The following is a 15,273-nucleotide window of genomic DNA, read 5'->3' as shown; positions in this document are numbered from 1 at the left end:
TGACCACAACTACCGGCATGTCACGGGAGGAGTCTAAGGGCACGGCCCCGGCCCGAGGTGGCGGATGTGCGGCGGACACCACGCATCCGCCGCATCCTCCCAGGTCAGGAGCGCCCACCCGGAAGCACAGGTTCCAGGTTGTTCCACCGGGCGATCTCGCATCCGTTGGTCCGCCGGAACGTGGCGTCCACTTTGTGGCCTTGCCACGTTCCGGTGACGTGTGCGGTGGCCGGGCCGCCGTCCTGCATGGTGCAGATCTGCTGCTTGGACTCGGGGGCGAAGGGGTCCTTGTCCTGCCTCGCGAGCGTGTCGAGGCGGGCACAGGCCTCCTCGGCCTTCGGGTGGTTCCCGCCGACGGGGTTGCATTCGAGTACGTACTCGCCGTCCGCCCGGGGGTTGCCGGAGGCGGACACGGAGATGGTGAGGTGGTCGGGCGCGGCCAGCAGCCGGCCCAGCGGCGGCAGCGGGGGCAGCGGCCCGGCGGTCGTGGCCGCTGTGGCGGCGAGGGCTGAGGTGACGGCGAAGGCGGCGAGACGCAGCATGGGGCACTCCAGGTCGTCCGTACGTCGTACGTCTGACCAACGACGTGCACCCGCCGACGTTGCATGCGTGCATGCGTGCGTGGCGGGCTTAAGGCTTTGCTCTTGCGGCGGCTGTGCTTGTACCGTGGGAGCGGATTGGTGAGCGGCCCTGTGGCTGTGTCATCATCTGCACGCACCCTCGTACGCGGGGGTGTGCTGGAGGCGTCGCCTAGTCCGGTCTATGGCGCCGCACTGCTAATGCGGTTTGGGTCTTAAAGCCCATCGAGGGTTCAAATCCCTCCGCCTCCGCACCTGCCGAAGCCCCGGTCCTGACGGACCGGGGCTTCGGTGCGTTCCGGGGCCACCCCGGCGGCTTCCGGCCACGGCTTCTCCCCGCCCCACCCGCCCCGACGTCTGTGCGAACCCTTCCGGATGATCTCCGTCCAGGGCGTTTTCGCAGGTCAGGGGCGGTTTGGGTAATGGATTTCGCGTCCCGCCGAGGTCCATGTATTGTTGTTCTCGCAAGGCCAACGGGGCGAAAAACCCCGGGAAGCCCAAGCACTCGTAGCTTAACGGATAGAGCATCTGACTACGGATCAGAAGGTTGCAGGTTCGAATCCTGCCGAGTGCACAGCCGAAGAGGCCCCCCGGTTCACCGGGGGGCCTCTTGCGTTGTCCGGCGACGGTGTGAGCCCCGGTGCGGGGTGCGGGGGTCCTCCTTGGTGGGGAGGGGGACCCGGGGGTCGTCCGGGTCGGGGATCGGTCCAGTGGAGGACGACCGGGGGCCCGGGGCCCGGATACGGTCCTCGCAGACGGTTCGGAACGGTTCGGGCCGAGAGAGGGGGACTCCCATGGGGCTGTTCGGGAACGCGCACACGGTCGATCCGACGTCGGCGCAGCGGGACTACGCGCGGCTGCTCGGGCAGGGGGAGCAGGTGCACGCCGCGTACCTGTTGATACGGGACACGATCCTGTTCACCGACCGGCGCCTCGTGCTCGTCGACAAGCAGGGGCTCACCGGAAAGAAGGTGGAGTACCACTCCATCCCCTACCGGAGCATCACGCACTTCTCCGTGGAGACCGCCGGCCACTTCGACCTCGACGCCGAGCTGAAGATCTGGCTCTCCGGGAGTGCGGCGCCGATCGAGAAGACGTTCACCAAGGGTGTGGACATCTACGAGGTGCAGGCCATCCTGACGCAGTTCGTCGCGCGGTAGCCCCGCCGCGGTCGTCGACAGGGCCTAGCGGACGCGGGGGAGGCCCGTCACCGAGACCACCAAGGAGTAGAGGGACGTGGTGGCGGTGATGAAGAGGCGGTTGTTCCGCGGGCCGCCGAAGGCGATGTTCGAGACCGGTTCGGGGACGCGGATGCGGCCGATCAGGGTGCCGTCCGGGTCGTAGCAGTGCACGCCGTTCTCCATCGCGGCCGCCCACAGCCGGCCTCCGTCGTCGAAGCGGATGTTGTCCACCGGGCGGCATTCGGCGAAGACGCGGTCGTCCGTCAGCGTGCCGTCCGCGCCGACCTTGAACGCGCGGATGTGGCCCGCCCGGGTGTCCGCCGCGTACAGCTCGCTCTCGTCCGGTGAGAAGACCAGGCCGTTCGGGCCGAGGAAGCCGTCCGCGGCGAGGCGCACCTCGCCGGTCGCCGGGTCGGCGCGGTAGAGGTTGCACGCGCCGATCTCGCCCGGTGCGCGCCTGCCCTCGTAGTCGCTGGTGATGCCGAAGTCCGGGTCGGAGAACCAGATCGAGCCGTCCGAGTGCACCACTGCGTCGTTCGGGCTGTTGAGCCGCTTGCCGTCGAAGCGGTCGGCGATGACCGTGAGGCTGCCGTCCGGTTCGGTGCGGGTGACACGCCGGTTGCCCTGCTCGCAGGTGATCAGGCGGCCTTCGCGGTCCAGGGTGTTGCCGTTGGGGTGGCCCGCCGGGGAGCGGAACTCGGAGACCGCGCCGGTCGCCTCGTCCCAGCGCAGCATCCGGTCGTTGGGGATGTCGCTCCACACCAGCTGCCGCCAGGCCGGCAGGTACAGCGGGCCCTCCGCCCAGCGGCAGTCGTCGTAGAGCCGTTCGAGCCGCATGTCGCCGTTCGCGCAGCGGCCTGTGCGGAAGCGTTCGTCCAGGATCTCGTACAGATCGAGGTCGGCTATGGATGACATCATTCCTCCTGTCGCGTTGATTGCCGAATCTTGTTCGGTATCGTGGTGACATTGCAGGATCCTGTACCGTCAGCGCAAGGGATTCCGGGGATGTGGGAGGAAGATCGCGTGGATGACATCGACCGGGCGCTCGTCCTGCGCCTGCAGCAGGACGCGGGCCAGTCGTACGCCACCCTCGGTGCCGCCGTCGGGCTCTCGGCCGGGGCCACGCACGAGCGCGTACGCAAGCTGCGCGAGCGCGGGGTCATCCGGCGCACGACGGTCGACGTGGATCCCGCGGCCGTCGGGAGCGGGGTGCTCGCCTACGTGATGGTCGACTCCAACGCCTGGATGGGGGATTCGAAGGCGGCCTTCGAGGCGATCGCCGAGATCCAGGAGGCACACATCATCGCGGGGACCGCCTCGGTCCTGGTGAAGGTGCGCACGGCCTCGACCGAACAGCTCCAGGACGTGCTGCGCCGCCTCTACGCCATCGAGGGCGTCAGCGGTACGCACGCCACCGTCGTACTGGAGACGTTCTTCGAGCGGCCGCTCCCGCTGTGACCTGGCGGTGCACCGGGATCCGGTGGAACGACGGCCGCCCCGCCATCGGGTGGTGGGCGCCGGGCCGCGCTGAGCGCAGCAGCCCGCTCGTGTACGGGCAGCGGCTGGCGTTCGCGGCCCGGGGGGAGCGGCACTGCCTCGGTGTGCGGCGGGCCGGCAAGCGGACACCGTGCCCCACGGCCGCCACCGTGCCCGGCCGGGCCGGGAACGCCCAGTGCCCCGAATGCGCCCGCCTGGACCGGTCGTTCTCGGTGGCCGCCGACACCAACGCCGCCGATCCGCGCACCTATCGCGTCTACCTGGCCTGGTTCGGGCCCGGCATGGTCAAGGTCGGCATCACCGCGGAGGAGCGCGGCGCGGCCCGGCTGCTGGAGCAGGGGGCGGTGACCTGGACCTGGCTGGGCCGGGGGCCGCTGATGGCCACCCGCCGCACCGAGGAACTGCTGCGGGCCGCCCTGGGGGTGCCGGACCGGATCGCGTATGCCCGCAAGCGCGCCGTACGAGGGCACCTGCCGGCGGCGCCCGACCGGGCCCGGGAGGTCGCCGAACTGCACGGCAGGGCCGCGGCCCTGCCGGGATGGCCGGAGTCGCTGGAGCGGCTGGTGTGCGAAATCACCGATCACGCCGCGCCGTTCGGGCTGGACGGACTGCCCGCCCCCGCGCGGGTGATCACCGCCATGGTCCCCGGCGGGGCCGTCGTGGGCCGGCTCGCCGGCGCGGCCGGACCCGATCTGCACTTCGGGGACGGGCTGGTGGTGGACACCCGGCTGCTCGCCGGCTGGGAGCTCGTCGCCCCCGCCCCGGACGGCACGACCGATGCGCCGGCCGCCGGGCTGCCGCCCCTCGCCGCCCCGGGCGGACAGGACGGGCTGTTCTGACCACCGCACCCCTCGCGGGCGCCGGTGTCCAAGGTCAAAACTTGGATCCCTTCCGGCTCCCGGGCCCCTTTTCGGTGGACACGCCGAGGGGCCGCCGCAGAGGGTGGTGGTCATGAGCATCCAGCCCGTACCTGCCTTCGAACCGCCGTACGTGATGGCGGTCTTCAGCAATGTCCACACCTCCAACAACGACGGCTACGCGGAAACCCTCGACCGTATGAAAGAGCTCGTGGCCGCCAACCCGGGCTTCCTCGGCTACGAGTCCGCCCGCAACCCCGGAGGCCTCGGCATCACCGTCGCCTACTTCCGCGACCACGAGTCCCTCGCCGTGTGGCGGCAGGACATGGAGCACCAGGCGGCCATGAAGCAGGGCCGCGCCGACTGGTACGAGAGCTACACCCTGCACGTCGCCACCGTCGAAAGGAGCCACGGCTTTGCCCGCAACGGCTGACGCGGTCCGTGCCTTCCGGGACCGGCTCGGGCTGCCCGGACTGGTGGACGTGCACACGCACTTCATGCCCGACCGGGTCCTGGGGAAGGTGTGGGACTACTTCGACGCGATGGGGCCGCTGACCGGCGTCGAGTGGCCCATCACCTACCGGCACGAGGAGGAGCAGCGGGTCGCTCTCCTGCGGGAGTTCGGGGTCAGGGCGTTCACCTCGATGCTCTACCCGCACAAGCCGGCGATGGCCGCCTGGCTCAACTCCTGGTCCGCGGACTTCGCCGCCCGGACCCCCGACTGCCTGCACACCGCGACCTTCTTCCCGGAGGACGGGGTCGAGGCGTACGTCCGGCAGGCCGTCGAGGCCGGGGCCCGGGTCTTCAAGGCACACCTCCAGGTCGGCGGGTACGACCCGAACGACGACCGGCTCGACCCGGTCTGGGGGCTGCTCGCCGAGGCGGGCATCCCGACCGTGATCCACTGCGGGTCGGGGCCGGCCCCGGGCAAGCACACCGGACCCGAGCCGATCGCCCGGCTGCTGGCCCGGCACCCCGGGCTGCCCTTGATCGTCGCGCACATGGGCATGCCCGAGTACGCCGACTTCCTGGACCTTGCCGACCGGCACGCCCCGGTGCGCCTCGACACCACCATGGCCTTCACCGACTTCTCCGAGCAGTTCCGCGGATTCCCGCGCGGAGAACTCGGGCGGCTCGCGGACCTCGGCGACCGGATCCTGCTCGGCACCGACTTCCCGAACATCCCCTACCCCTACGAGCACCAGCTCGACGCCCTCGAACGGCTCGGCCTCGGCGACGACTGGCTGCGCGCGGTCTGCCACGACAACGGCGCCCGGCTGTTCCGCCTGGCCTGAGCGGCCCGACAGGGGTTTCTCAGGAAATTCACAGGTAGGGACAAGAACGCTCTCAGAGGCCGCGGCCAGCGTGGTCGCATGACTGCGACGACCACCGCCCACGCGTCCACGTCCACCAGCAACCCCACGGCCCTCGTCCGGCCCGATGGCGGCCCCTGCCGCGTGCTCGTCGTCGACGACGAGGCCTCGCTCTCCGAGCTGCTCTCCATGGCACTGCGCTACGAGGGCTGCGAAGTCCGCACCGCGGGCGACGGGGCCGGTGCGGTGAGGGCCGCACGGGAGTTCCGGCCGGACGTCGTGGTCCTCGACATCATGCTGCCCGACATGGACGGACTCGCCGTTCTCGGACAGCTGCGCCGGGAGATCCCGCAGATCCCGGTGCTGTTCCTGACCGCCAAGGATTCCGTCGAGGACCGGATCGCGGGCCTGACGGCGGGCGGCGACGACTACGTCACCAAGCCGTTCAGCCTGGAGGAGGTCGTGGCCCGGCTGCGCGGCCTGGTCCGCCGCTCGGGTGCGGCGCAGGCCGCGCGCGGGGGCTCCGTCCTGGCAGTCGGCGACCTGCGGCTCGACGAGGACAGCCACGAGGTGTCCCGGGGCGGCCGCGAGATCCACCTGACCGCCACCGAGTTCGAGCTGCTGCGCTACCTCATGCGCAACCCGCGGCGGGTGCTGAGCAAGGCGCAGATCCTGGACCGCGTGTGGTCGTACGACTTCGGCGGCCAGGCCAACGTGGTCGAGCTGTACATCTCCTACCTGCGGCGGAAGCTGGAGAGCGGCCCCGGTCTGCCGTCGATGATCCACACCCGGCGCGGCGCCGGCTACCTGATCAAGCCGGCCGAGTAGTGGCACTCCGCCTGCCGCGGCCCTTTCGCGCCTTCCGCTCCCGCCTCTTCCCCTCCCGCACCGTCCGCCGGCCTGGGCGCGCGAGGCGGTGGCCCCGCCCGATCCGCTCCTGGTCCCTGCGGTCCCGGCTCGTCGTCTCGGCGGTGGCGCTGATCGCCGTGGTGGGCGCGGCCATCGGGACCGTCACCACCCTGGCGCTGCGCGACTACCTGGTCGGCAAACTCGACGAGCAGCTGAGAATCTCCGTCGAGATGGCCACCCACAACCCCGCCGGAGCGAAGGCGCTCAGGGACAGGGGCGACGCTCTCGTCCTGGCCCCCGGCACCCCGCTGGGCGCCGCCGGGATCCGCCTCCGCGCCGACGGCACGGTCTCCAGCACGGCACGCAGCGCCGCCGTCGGCGGCCCCGGGCTCGACCACATCCAGCCCCTGACCACAGCCCAGACCGAGGCCCTGGCCCGCGCCGCCCGCAAGGCCGAGGTGCATGGCCGGCCCAGCCCCGCGAACTTCGACCTGCCGGATCTCGGCGCGTACCGGGTGGTCACCGCCCCCGACGGGAGCCTCGTCCTCGGCTTCCCGCTCGCCGAGGTCGACTCCACGGTGCAGACGCTGATCGCCGTCGAGGTCTTCGTCACCCTCGCCGGGCTGATCGCGGCCTCCCTGGCCGGGCAGGCCCTCGTCGGCGTCGCCCTGCGCCCGCTGCGCCGGGTGGCCGCCACCGCAACCCGCGTCTCCGAGCTGCCCCTGCACAGCGGCGAACCCGCCCTCCACGAGCGGGTCCCCGACGCCGAGGCCGATCCCCGGACCGAGGTGGGCCAGGTCGGCGCCGCCCTCAACCGGATGCTGGGGCACGTCTCCTCCGCCCTCACGGCCCGCCAGCAGAGCGAGATGCGGGTCCGGCAGTTCGTCGCGGACGCCAGCCACGAGCTGCGCACGCCCCTGGCCTCCATACGCGGGTACGCCGAACTCACCCGCCGGGGACGGGAGGAGCCCGGTCCCGACACCCGGCACGCCCTGGGCCGCATCGAGTCCGAGGCCACCCGGATGACCGGACTCGTCGAGGACCTGCTGCTGCTCGCCCGGCTCGACGCCGGCCGACCGCTGAGTGCGGCCGACACCGACCTCGCCCCGCTCGTCATCGACGCCGTCAGCGACGCCCGTGCCGCCGGGCCCGAGCACCACTGGCGCCTTGAGCTGCCCGACGAGCCCGCGCCGATCATGGCCGACCCGGCCCGGATCCAGCAGGTCCTGGTCAACCTGCTCGCCAACGCCCGTACGCACACCCCGCCCGGCACCACCGTCACCGCCGCTGTTTCACGTGAAACATCCGCGGTCCGGCTGCGGATCGAGGACAACGGGCCCGGTATCCCGCCCGCGCTGCTCCCCCACGTCTTCGAGCGGTTCGCGCGCGGCGACGCCTCGCGCTCGCGGTCCGCGGGCTCCACCGGCCTGGGGCTCGCCATCGTCGAGGCCGTCGTGACGGCGCACGGCGGACAGGTCGGCGTACGGAGCGAACCCGGGTGGACCTGCTTCGAGGTCCTGCTCCCGCTCGCCCCGGACCAGGAGAACGCGCCCGCCCGAAAGGGTGCACCGGCGGGCACTCCGTCGGACTCACAGACGGGGCACAGGCTCACCACACAGCGGTGACAGCCCGCCCGGAGAAGGTCGGTGCATGCCAACCGACACCTCTTCCGGCGCCCTCCCGGCACGGGCGCACCTCGCGCCCGTGCCCGGCGAGCCCGTACTCGACGTGGTGATCCCGGTCTTCAACGAGGAGAAGGACCTCGGCCCGTGCGTGCGCCGGCTCCACGACCACCTCACCCGCACGTTCCCGTACCCCTTCCGCATCACGATCGCCGACAACGCGAGCACCGACCGCACCCCCGAGGTCGCGGCCGGCCTCGCCGCCACCGTCGACGGCGTACGCATCACCCGGCTGGAGGAGAAGGGCCGCGGCCGCGCCCTGCGCACCGTCTGGTCCCGGTCCGAGGCACCCGTCCTCGCGTACATGGACGTGGACCTGTCCACCGACCTCAACGCGCTGCTGCCGCTGGTCGCCCCGCTCATCTCCGGGCACTCCGACCTCGCCATCGGCACCCGCCTCGCCCGCTCCTCGCGGGTGGTGCGCGGCGCCAAGCGGGAGTTCGTCTCCCGCGCCTACAACCTGCTCCTGCGCTCCTCGCTGGCCGCCCGGTTCAGTGATGCCCAGTGCGGGTTCAAGGCCATCCGGCGAGAGGTCGCGGAGCGGCTGCTGCCGCTGGTGGAGGATTCGGGCTGGTTCTTCGACACCGAGATGCTGGTGCTCGCCGAGCGGGCCGGGCTGCGGATCCACGAGGTGCCGGTGGACTGGGTCGACGACCCGGACTCCACCGTGCACATCCTGAGCACCGCCACCGAGGACCTCAAGGGCGTCTGGCGGGTGGGCCGCGCCCTGGCCGTCGGTGCGCTCCCGCTCGACCGGCTCGCCCGCCCCTTCGGCGACGATCCGCGCGACCGCAGTGCCTTGCCCGGCGTCCCGCGCGGACTGGCCCGCCAGCTCCTCGGCTTCTGTGCCATCGGCGTGCTGTCCACGCTCGCCTACCTCGCCCTGTACTCCCTCTTCCGGCTCGGCGCCGGACCGCAGCTCGCCAACGCCGGCGCCCTGCTGGTCTCCGCCGTCGCCAACACGGCCGCCAACCGCCGGCTCACCTTCGGCGTCCGGGGGCGGGACCGGGCCGTCCGCCACCAGGCCCAGGGCCTCGTCGTGTTCGGCGTCGGACTGGCCCTGACCAGCGGATCGCTCGCCGCCCTCGGCGCCGCCACACCCGATCCCTCCCACAGCACCGAACTGGCCGTGCTGATCACGGCCAACCTCGCCGCGACCGTGCTGAGGTTCCTGCTCTTCCGCGCCTGGGTCTTCCCCGAGCGGCGCGCCATTCCCGCGAAGGACGACACCCGATGACAACGGCCGTACCACCCATGGACTCCCCGTTCCCCGAACGTGCCCCGACCACCCCGGCCGCGTCGGCCGCCACGGCCGGTACCGCGACCGCGGGACGGCCCCGCTGGGAGCGCCCCGCGTACGCGGCGCTCCTGCTGGCCACCGCCGTCCTGCTGCTGTGGAACCTGGGAGCCTCCGGCTACGCCAACTCCTTCTACTCCGCGGCCGTCCAGGCGGGCAGCGAGAGCTGGAAGGCCTTCTTCTTCGGCTCCTCCGACGCCGGGAACTCCATCACCGTCGACAAGCCCCCGGCCGCCCTGTGGCCGATGGCCCTGTCCGTCCGGCTGTTCGGGCTCGGCGGCTGGCAGATCCTCGTCCCGCAGGCCCTGATGGGCGTCGGCACCACCGCCGTCCTCCACGCCGCAGTCCGCCGCCACTTCGGGCCCGCGGCCGCGCTGATCAGCGGGACGGTCTTCGCGCTCACCCCGGTCGCCGCGCTGATGTTCCGTTTCAACAACCCGGACGCGCTGCTGACCCTGCTGCTCACCGTCACCGTCTACTGCGTCCTGCGCGCCCTCGACGGCGCGCACACCAAGTGGCTGGTCTGGGCCGGCGTCGCGGTCGGCTTCGCCTTCCTGACCAAGACCCTCCAAGCATTCGTCATCCTGCCGCCGCTCGCCCTCGTGTACGCCGTCTGCGCGCCCACCCGGCTGCGCCGCCGGCTGGGCCAGCTGCTGCTCGCCGGGGCCGCCATGGTGGTGGCCGGCGGCTGGTGGGTGGCGATCGTGGAGCTCTGGCCCGCTTCCTCCCGCCCGTACATCGGCGGCTCGCAGACCAACTCCTTCCTGGAGCTGACCCTCGGCTACAACGGCCTCGGCCGGATCAACGGCAACGAGACCGGCAGCGTCGGCGGCGGCTCCCGCCCCGGTGGCGGCGGCCCGAGCTGGGGGGAGACGGGCATCGACCGGCTCTTCTCGGCCGACATCGGCGGGCAGATCTCCTGGCTGCTGCCGGCGGCCCTCGTCATGCTCGTCAGCGGACTGGTGATCACCTGGCGGGCCCGGCGGGCCGCCGACTCCCTGGAGGGCATGGCCCGGGCCGCCTTCCTCGTATGGGGTGGCGCCCTGCTGATCACGGCGCTCGTCTTCAGCTACATGCAGGGCATCTTCCACGAGTACTACACGGTGGCGCTGGCGCCGTTCGTGGCCGCGCTGGTCGGCATGGGCGTGGCGATGCTGTGGGAGGAGCGGGGCAGCAAGGCCGCCGCGCTCACCCTGTCCGGCACCCTCGCGCTGACGGCCTGGTGGTCGTACGTCCTGCTCGGCCGTGCGACCGGATACCTGCCGTGGCTGCGCTGGACGGTCCTCGCGGCCGGCCTGGCTGCGGCCGGCGGGCTGCTCCTCGGTGCGCGGCTCGGCCGCCGGTTCGCCTTGGGCGTGGCGGCGCTGGGTCTGGGTGCGGCGCTGGCCGGCCCGCTCGCGTACTGCCTGACCACCGTGGACTCCACGCGCGGCGGTTCGATCGTGACGGCGGGCCCCGCGGTCTCCGGCGGCCGGGGCGGCATGCGGTTCATCGGTGGTGAACTCCCGCCCGGCGCGGCCCCGCAGGGCGCGGCGCGGCAGGGGCAGGGGCAGCAGGGCGGTCCTCAGGGCGGTCCCCAGGGTGGTCCTCCCGGCGGTTTCCAGGGCCGGCCCCAGGGCGGTCCCCGGCAGTTCCCCGGGGGCCAGGGAGTCCAGGGCGGCCAGGGAGCCCCCGGCGGGCGCGGCGGCGCCGGAGGCCCCGGCGGCCTGCTGAACGGGACGAAGGTCAATGCACAGGCCACGGCGGCCCTGCGCAAGGACGCGGAGAAGTACACCTGGGCCGCGGCCGCCACCGGCGCCCAGAACGCGGCGAGCTACCAGCTGGCCTCCGGCAAGCCGGTGATGCCGATCGGCGGGTTCAACGGCAGCGACCCGTCGCCGACGCTCGCCAAGTTCCAGGAGTACGTGCGCACCGGGAAGATCCACTACTTCATCGGCGACAACGGCGGCATGGCCGACGGGGAAGGCCCGGGCATGCGCGGCCGCCCGGGCAGCAGCACCGGCAGCACCAGCACCGCCATCACGAGCTGGGTCAAGGCCAACTTCAGGGCCACCACGGTCGGTGGAGTTACCTTCTACGACCTGACCGCCCCTTTTAACGGCCCGTCCGGCCCGTCCTGAACCTGCCTGAACGCGAGAGGCACCCTCTAGCATCAAGTCGGCGGACCGGGCATTCCGGGCTGATCCAGCTGTCGTGAGGAGGGTGCCTCCATGGTGACCGCGGCCGATCCCGGCAATTCCCGGACCAGCGTGTGGCTGGCCGGGCACACGGCACCCGCCAGACGCCGCAGCGAGGCCCCCTCGGGCCTGGACCGGGACCGGATCACCGGCGCCACCGTACGGCTGCTCGACGCCGAGGGGCTGGCCCGGTTCTCGATGCGGCGGCTCGCGGCCGGGCTCGGGGTCACCGCGATGTCCCTGTACTGGTACGTCGACACCAAGCACGATCTGCTCGAACTCGCCCTGGACCGCGCCCTCGGTGAACTCCCGCTGCCCCGGCCCGCCCCGGCCGGGCCGGTCCAGGAGGGCTGGCCCGGCCGGCTGCGGTCGCTGGCCTGCGGCTACCGGAGGCTGCTGGCGAAGCACCCGTGGGTGGCCCCGCTGACCGCCGCCTACCCGAACATCGGCCCGCACGCGCGGGCCTTCGACTCCGCCCTGCAACGGCTGCTCGACGCCACCGGCCTGGCGGGCGCCTGCCGGACCGGCGCGCACCTCGCCGTGTCGCAGTTCCTGCACGGCTGCGGTGGCACCGCCCGGCGGGCTCCCGACGGGGACTTCGTCCTCGCCCTCGACGTCCTGATCGCGGGCATCGAGGCGAAGGCAGCCGCCCGGCCGGGCATGTAGCAGACCCCCGCCGGGCGCCTCCTGTCCCTGTCGGAGAGGGGCGGGAGACGGCCCGACGGGGGCCGCTCGGCATCGCGCGATGCCGAGCCGTGCCGCTACTGCGCCGGGGAGGGGGCCGCTTCTGCCGCCGCCTCCGCCGCCGCGGACGCCCCAGGGGTGTGGGCCGCGGGCTTGGACTTCAGCGCGACCTCCTTGATGAACAGCACCAGGACGAGCGCGAGGAGCGCGGCGGGGGCCGCGTAGAGGAAGACGTCGCCGACGCCGTGCCCGTACGCCGACTCGATGACCGCGCGGAACGGCGCGGGCAGCTTGTCGAGGTCGGGGATCCCGCCGCCGGCGGTACCGCCGTGGCCCATCGCCGCAGCCTTCGGGCCGAGTGCGGCCAGCCCGTCCTTGACGTAGTGCGTGACCCGGTTGGCCATGACGGCGCCGAGCGCCGAGACGCCCATGGCGCCGCCGAGCGAGCGGAAGAAGGTGACGACCGAGCTGGCCGCGCCCAGGTCTTCGGGGGCCACCTGGTTCTGGGTGGCGAGGACGAGGTTCTGCATCATCATGCCGAGACCGAGTCCGGTCAGCGCCATGTAGATCGCGATGTGCCAGTACGGGGTGTCGTACCGCAGGGTCCCCAGCAGCCCGAGGCCGGCCGTCAGGAGGACGCCGCCGGAGACGAGCCAGGCCTTCCACCTGCCGGTCTTCGTGATCACCTGACCGGAAACCGTGGAGGAGACGAAGAGCCCGCCGATCATCGGAATCGTGAGGATTCCGGACATCGTGGGGGACTCGTTGCGGGCCAGCTGGAAGAACTGGCTGAAAAAGACCGTGCCCGAGAACATCGCGATGCCGACGAACATCGAGGCCGCCGACGCGAGGGAGATGGTCTTGTTGCGGAACAGGCGCAGCGGGATGATCGGGTCGCTCGCCCTGGACTCGACCAGGAGGAAGAGCAGACCGAGCACCACCGCGCCACCGGTCATCGCCAGGGTCGTCCAGGAGACCCAGCCGTACGAGTCGCCGGCCTGCGTGACCCAGATCAGCAGCAGCGAGACGGCGCCGCTGATCAGGAAGGCGCCGAGCCAGTCGACCTTGACCTCGCGGCGGACGACCGGCAGGTGCAGGGTCCGCTGGAGGACGATCAGCGCGATGACGGCGAAGGGCACGCCGACGTAGAAGCACCAGCGCCAGCCGAGCCACGAGGTGTCGGTGATGACGCCGCCGAGGAGCGGGCCGCCGACGGTGGCGACGGCGAAGACCGCGCCGAGGTAGCCGCTGTACCGGCCGCGCTCGCGCGGGGAGATCATCGCGGCCATCACGATCTGGGCGAGGGCCGACAGGCCGCCGACGCCGATGCCCTGGACCACGCGGCAGGCGATGAGCATGCCGGTGTTCTGGGACATGCCCGCGACCACGGAGCCGAGGACGTAGATCACCAGGGATATCTGGACCAGCAGCTTCTTGCTGAAGAGGTCGGACAGCTTGCCCCAGAGCGGCGTCGCCGCCGTCATCGACAGCAGGGCGGCGGTGACGACCCAGGTGTACGAGGACTGGGTGCCGCCGAGGTCGCTGATGATCTGCGGCAGGGCGTTGGAGACGATCGTGGACGACAGGATCGCCACGAACATGCCGAGCATCAGCCCGGACAGGGCCTTCATGATCTGCGGGTGGGTCATGGGCGCGGGTGCGGACGCGGAGTCGGACGTGGTTTCCGGCCGGCTGCCTCCCTGCACACCGGTGGGTGCGGTCGTCGCCATGTGGTTCCTTCTGTCTAGAAGCTCGATCGGAGCCGGGTCAGCAGGGTGTTGAGTACGTCGATGTCGTGGGGGGACCAGTCGGCCAGGGCCTTCTCCAGCGCGCCGGTGTAGCGGGCGCCCAGCTCGGCGAGGAGCGCGTGGCCGGCCGGGGTCAGCCGCAGGATGCGGCAGCGGCCGTCGCCGGGGTCGGTGTCGCGGGTGATCCACCCGTGGTCGGCGACGTGGGCGACGTGACGGCTGGTCACCGAGATGTCGATGGCCATGAGGTCGGCGAGGCGGCTGAGCCGCATCTCGCCGTGGCGGTCGAGCAGGGTGAGCACGGCGGCGGAGCCGGGCGGGCAGTCCGGGGGGAGCAGGCGGGCGAGGTCGCGCTTGACGGCGCCGATGCCGGTGAGCTGGCGGGCCAGTTCCTCGTAGCGGGTGCTGTTCGGTGCATGCAGCGCGTGCGGTGTCTCGGTGGTCATCGGAGGCTCCCTCCTCTCCTCATGTTGTTGCTTAGGGCAACCATAGGAGCGATTGGTTGCTACAGGCAAATGAATCGGAGGGTGGGGGCGGTAAAGGAATCGGAAAACCCGCTAGGGTCCTGAGGCATGGCTGCGAACCACAACTCACAGGTCCCCGAGGGCAACTACGACCCCGCGGGCAGCACTCAGATGTTCCGGGCGTTCGTCGAGGAGGCCGCGCCGACCGCGCCGGGGCCCGCGGCGCCCGGGTCCCGGCGGCGGCAGGCGCAGGCTTCGGGGTCCGGCTCGAAGGCCGGGGCTTGGCTGGGGCTGGGCATCGGGCTGGTGCTGCTGGTCGGGGCGGTGGCCTGGCTGGCCCTGCGGTAGCCCCGGTCGGGCCCAGGGGCAGCCCCGGGCCGGCCCTGCGGTGGCCCCGGTCAGGTCCAGGCGGCCGTCGCGGTTCGGGTTTCCACGTGCATGCCCAGGGGGACCCGCCAGGACTCGACGCAGACCGTGTAGGTCTGCGTCTTCGTCGTGCCGCCGGGGATGGGGCCCGGGAGGGGCTGGGCGGTCGTGATCGTGGCCCAGTCGATGCCGAGGGCACCGATGATGTGCGTCGCGAACGTGACCGTGCCCGAACGGGCCGCCGTGGTGCCCGTGTTGGTGAACCCCACCGTGACCCTCTCGCACCAGCGGTCCGCCGCCGTGGTGCGTGCCGGGGTGCTCAGCGTCAGGCTCGCGGGGGTGGCCGGGGGCGGCGCGGTGCCCTGCCCGGGTGCGGGCGGAGCCGGCGGGGCTGATGGGGTTGACGGGCCTGGCGGGCCTGGCGGGCCTGGCGGGCCTGACGGGCCTGACGGGCCTGACGGGCCTGACGGGCCCGGCCCGGGCGGGGGCTGGGCGGACGGGCCGGTCCCGGGCGGGGTGGTCGTGGCTCCGCTCCGGGCGGAGCCGGCAGGGCTCTGCGGATCCGGGGCCGTGGGCGTCG

16 protein-coding genes and 2 tRNA genes are annotated in these 15,273 nt (G+C 72.4%); 13 read left to right on the top strand and 5 right to left on the bottom strand.

What is annotated here, in order from left to right:
* Positions 1 to 104 precede the first annotated feature (104 nt).
* On the bottom strand, positions 105 to 542 hold the full coding sequence (locus ABTY04_RS02225) for an SSI family serine proteinase inhibitor (RefSeq protein ID WP_352211394.1): 438 nt from the start codon (positions 540 to 542) through the stop codon (positions 105 to 107).
* Positions 543 to 739: 197 nt separating this feature from the next.
* Here ABTY04_RS02225 and ABTY04_RS02220 point away from each other — a divergent pair.
* The 3 genes from ABTY04_RS02220 (at position 740) to ABTY04_RS02210 (ending at position 1,738) form a co-directional block, all read left to right on the top strand.
* A tRNA-Ser gene (locus ABTY04_RS02220) sits at positions 740 to 830 on the top strand.
* Between the two features lie 249 nt (positions 831 to 1,079).
* Positions 1,080 to 1,152, top strand: a tRNA-Arg gene (locus ABTY04_RS02215).
* A gap of 220 nt (positions 1,153 to 1,372) precedes the next feature.
* Positions 1,373 to 1,738, top strand: coding sequence for a PH domain-containing protein (locus ABTY04_RS02210; protein ID WP_266665825.1), 366 nt, complete (start codon positions 1,373 to 1,375; stop codon positions 1,736 to 1,738).
* A 24-nt stretch (positions 1,739 to 1,762) separates the two neighbouring features.
* Here ABTY04_RS02210 and ABTY04_RS02205 read toward each other — a convergent pair whose 3' ends face one another.
* Positions 1,763 to 2,674, bottom strand: a complete 912-nt coding sequence (locus ABTY04_RS02205) for an SMP-30/gluconolactonase/LRE family protein (RefSeq protein ID WP_352211393.1) — start codon at positions 2,672 to 2,674, stop codon at positions 1,763 to 1,765.
* A 108-nt stretch (positions 2,675 to 2,782) separates the two neighbouring features.
* Here ABTY04_RS02205 and ABTY04_RS02200 point away from each other — a divergent pair, with 108 nt between their 5' ends.
* From ABTY04_RS02200 to ABTY04_RS02160, 9 genes are all read left to right on the top strand, one after another.
* The gene (locus tag ABTY04_RS02200; RefSeq protein ID WP_352211392.1) at positions 2,783 to 3,217 is read left to right on the top strand and encodes an Lrp/AsnC family transcriptional regulator; all 435 of its coding nucleotides are present in this window, start codon (positions 2,783 to 2,785) and stop codon (positions 3,215 to 3,217) included.
* Entirely contained in the window at positions 3,214 to 4,095 is an 882-nt protein-coding gene (locus ABTY04_RS02195) for a DUF2797 domain-containing protein (protein ID WP_352211391.1), read from the top strand. Before ABTY04_RS02200 ends, ABTY04_RS02195 begins: the two co-directional genes overlap by 4 nt.
* 112 nt (positions 4,096 to 4,207) lie before the next feature.
* Positions 4,208 to 4,546: an antibiotic biosynthesis monooxygenase family protein gene (locus ABTY04_RS02190; protein WP_352211390.1), complete on the top strand. Its 339-nt coding sequence runs from the start codon at positions 4,208 to 4,210 to the stop codon at positions 4,544 to 4,546.
* Complete coding sequence (locus ABTY04_RS02185; RefSeq protein ID WP_352211389.1) at positions 4,530 to 5,408, top strand: amidohydrolase family protein; 879 nt, start codon at positions 4,530 to 4,532, stop codon at positions 5,406 to 5,408. Before ABTY04_RS02190 ends, ABTY04_RS02185 begins: the two co-directional genes overlap by 17 nt.
* A 78-nt stretch (positions 5,409 to 5,486) precedes the next feature.
* On the top strand, positions 5,487 to 6,254 hold the full coding sequence (locus tag ABTY04_RS02180; protein WP_352211388.1) for a response regulator transcription factor: 768 nt from the start codon (positions 5,487 to 5,489) through the stop codon (positions 6,252 to 6,254).
* A gap of 101 nt (positions 6,255 to 6,355) precedes the next feature.
* Positions 6,356 to 7,900: a sensor histidine kinase gene (locus ABTY04_RS02175; protein ID WP_502996542.1), complete on the top strand. Its 1,545-nt coding sequence runs from the start codon at positions 6,356 to 6,358 to the stop codon at positions 7,898 to 7,900.
* A 25-nt stretch (positions 7,901 to 7,925) separates the two neighbouring features.
* Complete coding sequence (locus ABTY04_RS02170; RefSeq protein WP_352211386.1) at positions 7,926 to 9,194, top strand: bifunctional glycosyltransferase family 2/GtrA family protein; 1,269 nt, start codon at positions 7,926 to 7,928, stop codon at positions 9,192 to 9,194.
* Entirely contained in the window at positions 9,191 to 11,374 is a 2,184-nt protein-coding gene (locus ABTY04_RS02165) for an ArnT family glycosyltransferase (RefSeq protein ID WP_352211385.1), read from the top strand. Before ABTY04_RS02170 ends, ABTY04_RS02165 begins: the two co-directional genes overlap by 4 nt.
* A gap of 90 nt (positions 11,375 to 11,464) precedes the next feature.
* The gene (locus ABTY04_RS02160; protein ID WP_352211384.1) at positions 11,465 to 12,097 is read left to right on the top strand and encodes a TetR/AcrR family transcriptional regulator; all 633 of its coding nucleotides are present in this window, start codon (positions 11,465 to 11,467) and stop codon (positions 12,095 to 12,097) included.
* A gap of 95 nt (positions 12,098 to 12,192) precedes the next feature.
* On the opposite strand, the gene ABTY04_RS02155 is transcribed toward ABTY04_RS02160, so the two are convergent.
* Together ABTY04_RS02155 and ABTY04_RS02150 are read right to left on the bottom strand one after the other, a co-directional pair.
* Complete coding sequence (locus ABTY04_RS02155) at positions 12,193 to 13,764, bottom strand: MDR family MFS transporter (RefSeq protein ID WP_502996541.1); 1,572 nt, start codon at positions 13,762 to 13,764, stop codon at positions 12,193 to 12,195.
* 95 nt (positions 13,765 to 13,859) lie between these two features.
* Positions 13,860 to 14,309: a MarR family winged helix-turn-helix transcriptional regulator gene (locus ABTY04_RS02150; RefSeq protein ID WP_352211382.1), complete on the bottom strand. Its 450-nt coding sequence runs from the start codon at positions 14,307 to 14,309 to the stop codon at positions 13,860 to 13,862.
* A 126-nt stretch (positions 14,310 to 14,435) separates the two neighbouring features.
* On the opposite strand from ABTY04_RS02150, the gene ABTY04_RS02145 reads away from it, so the two are divergent.
* Positions 14,436 to 14,675, top strand: a complete 240-nt coding sequence (locus ABTY04_RS02145) for a hypothetical protein (protein ID WP_352211381.1) — start codon at positions 14,436 to 14,438, stop codon at positions 14,673 to 14,675.
* Positions 14,676 to 14,725: 50 nt separating this feature from the next.
* Here the strand turns inward: ABTY04_RS02145 and ABTY04_RS02140 are convergent, their stop codons facing one another.
* Entirely contained in the window at positions 14,726 to 14,962 is a 237-nt protein-coding gene (locus ABTY04_RS02140; RefSeq protein WP_352211380.1) for a hypothetical protein, read from the bottom strand.
* Between the last annotated feature and the right edge of the window lie 311 nt (positions 14,963 to 15,273).

The organism is Streptomyces sp. NPDC097981 (assembly GCF_040302565.1).
In the GTDB taxonomy this organism is placed as follows: Bacteria; Actinomycetota; Actinomycetes; order Streptomycetales; family Streptomycetaceae; genus Streptomyces.
The sequence above is the reverse complement of the archived record's forward strand: the minus strand, read 5'-3'. Positions and strand labels throughout refer to the sequence as shown.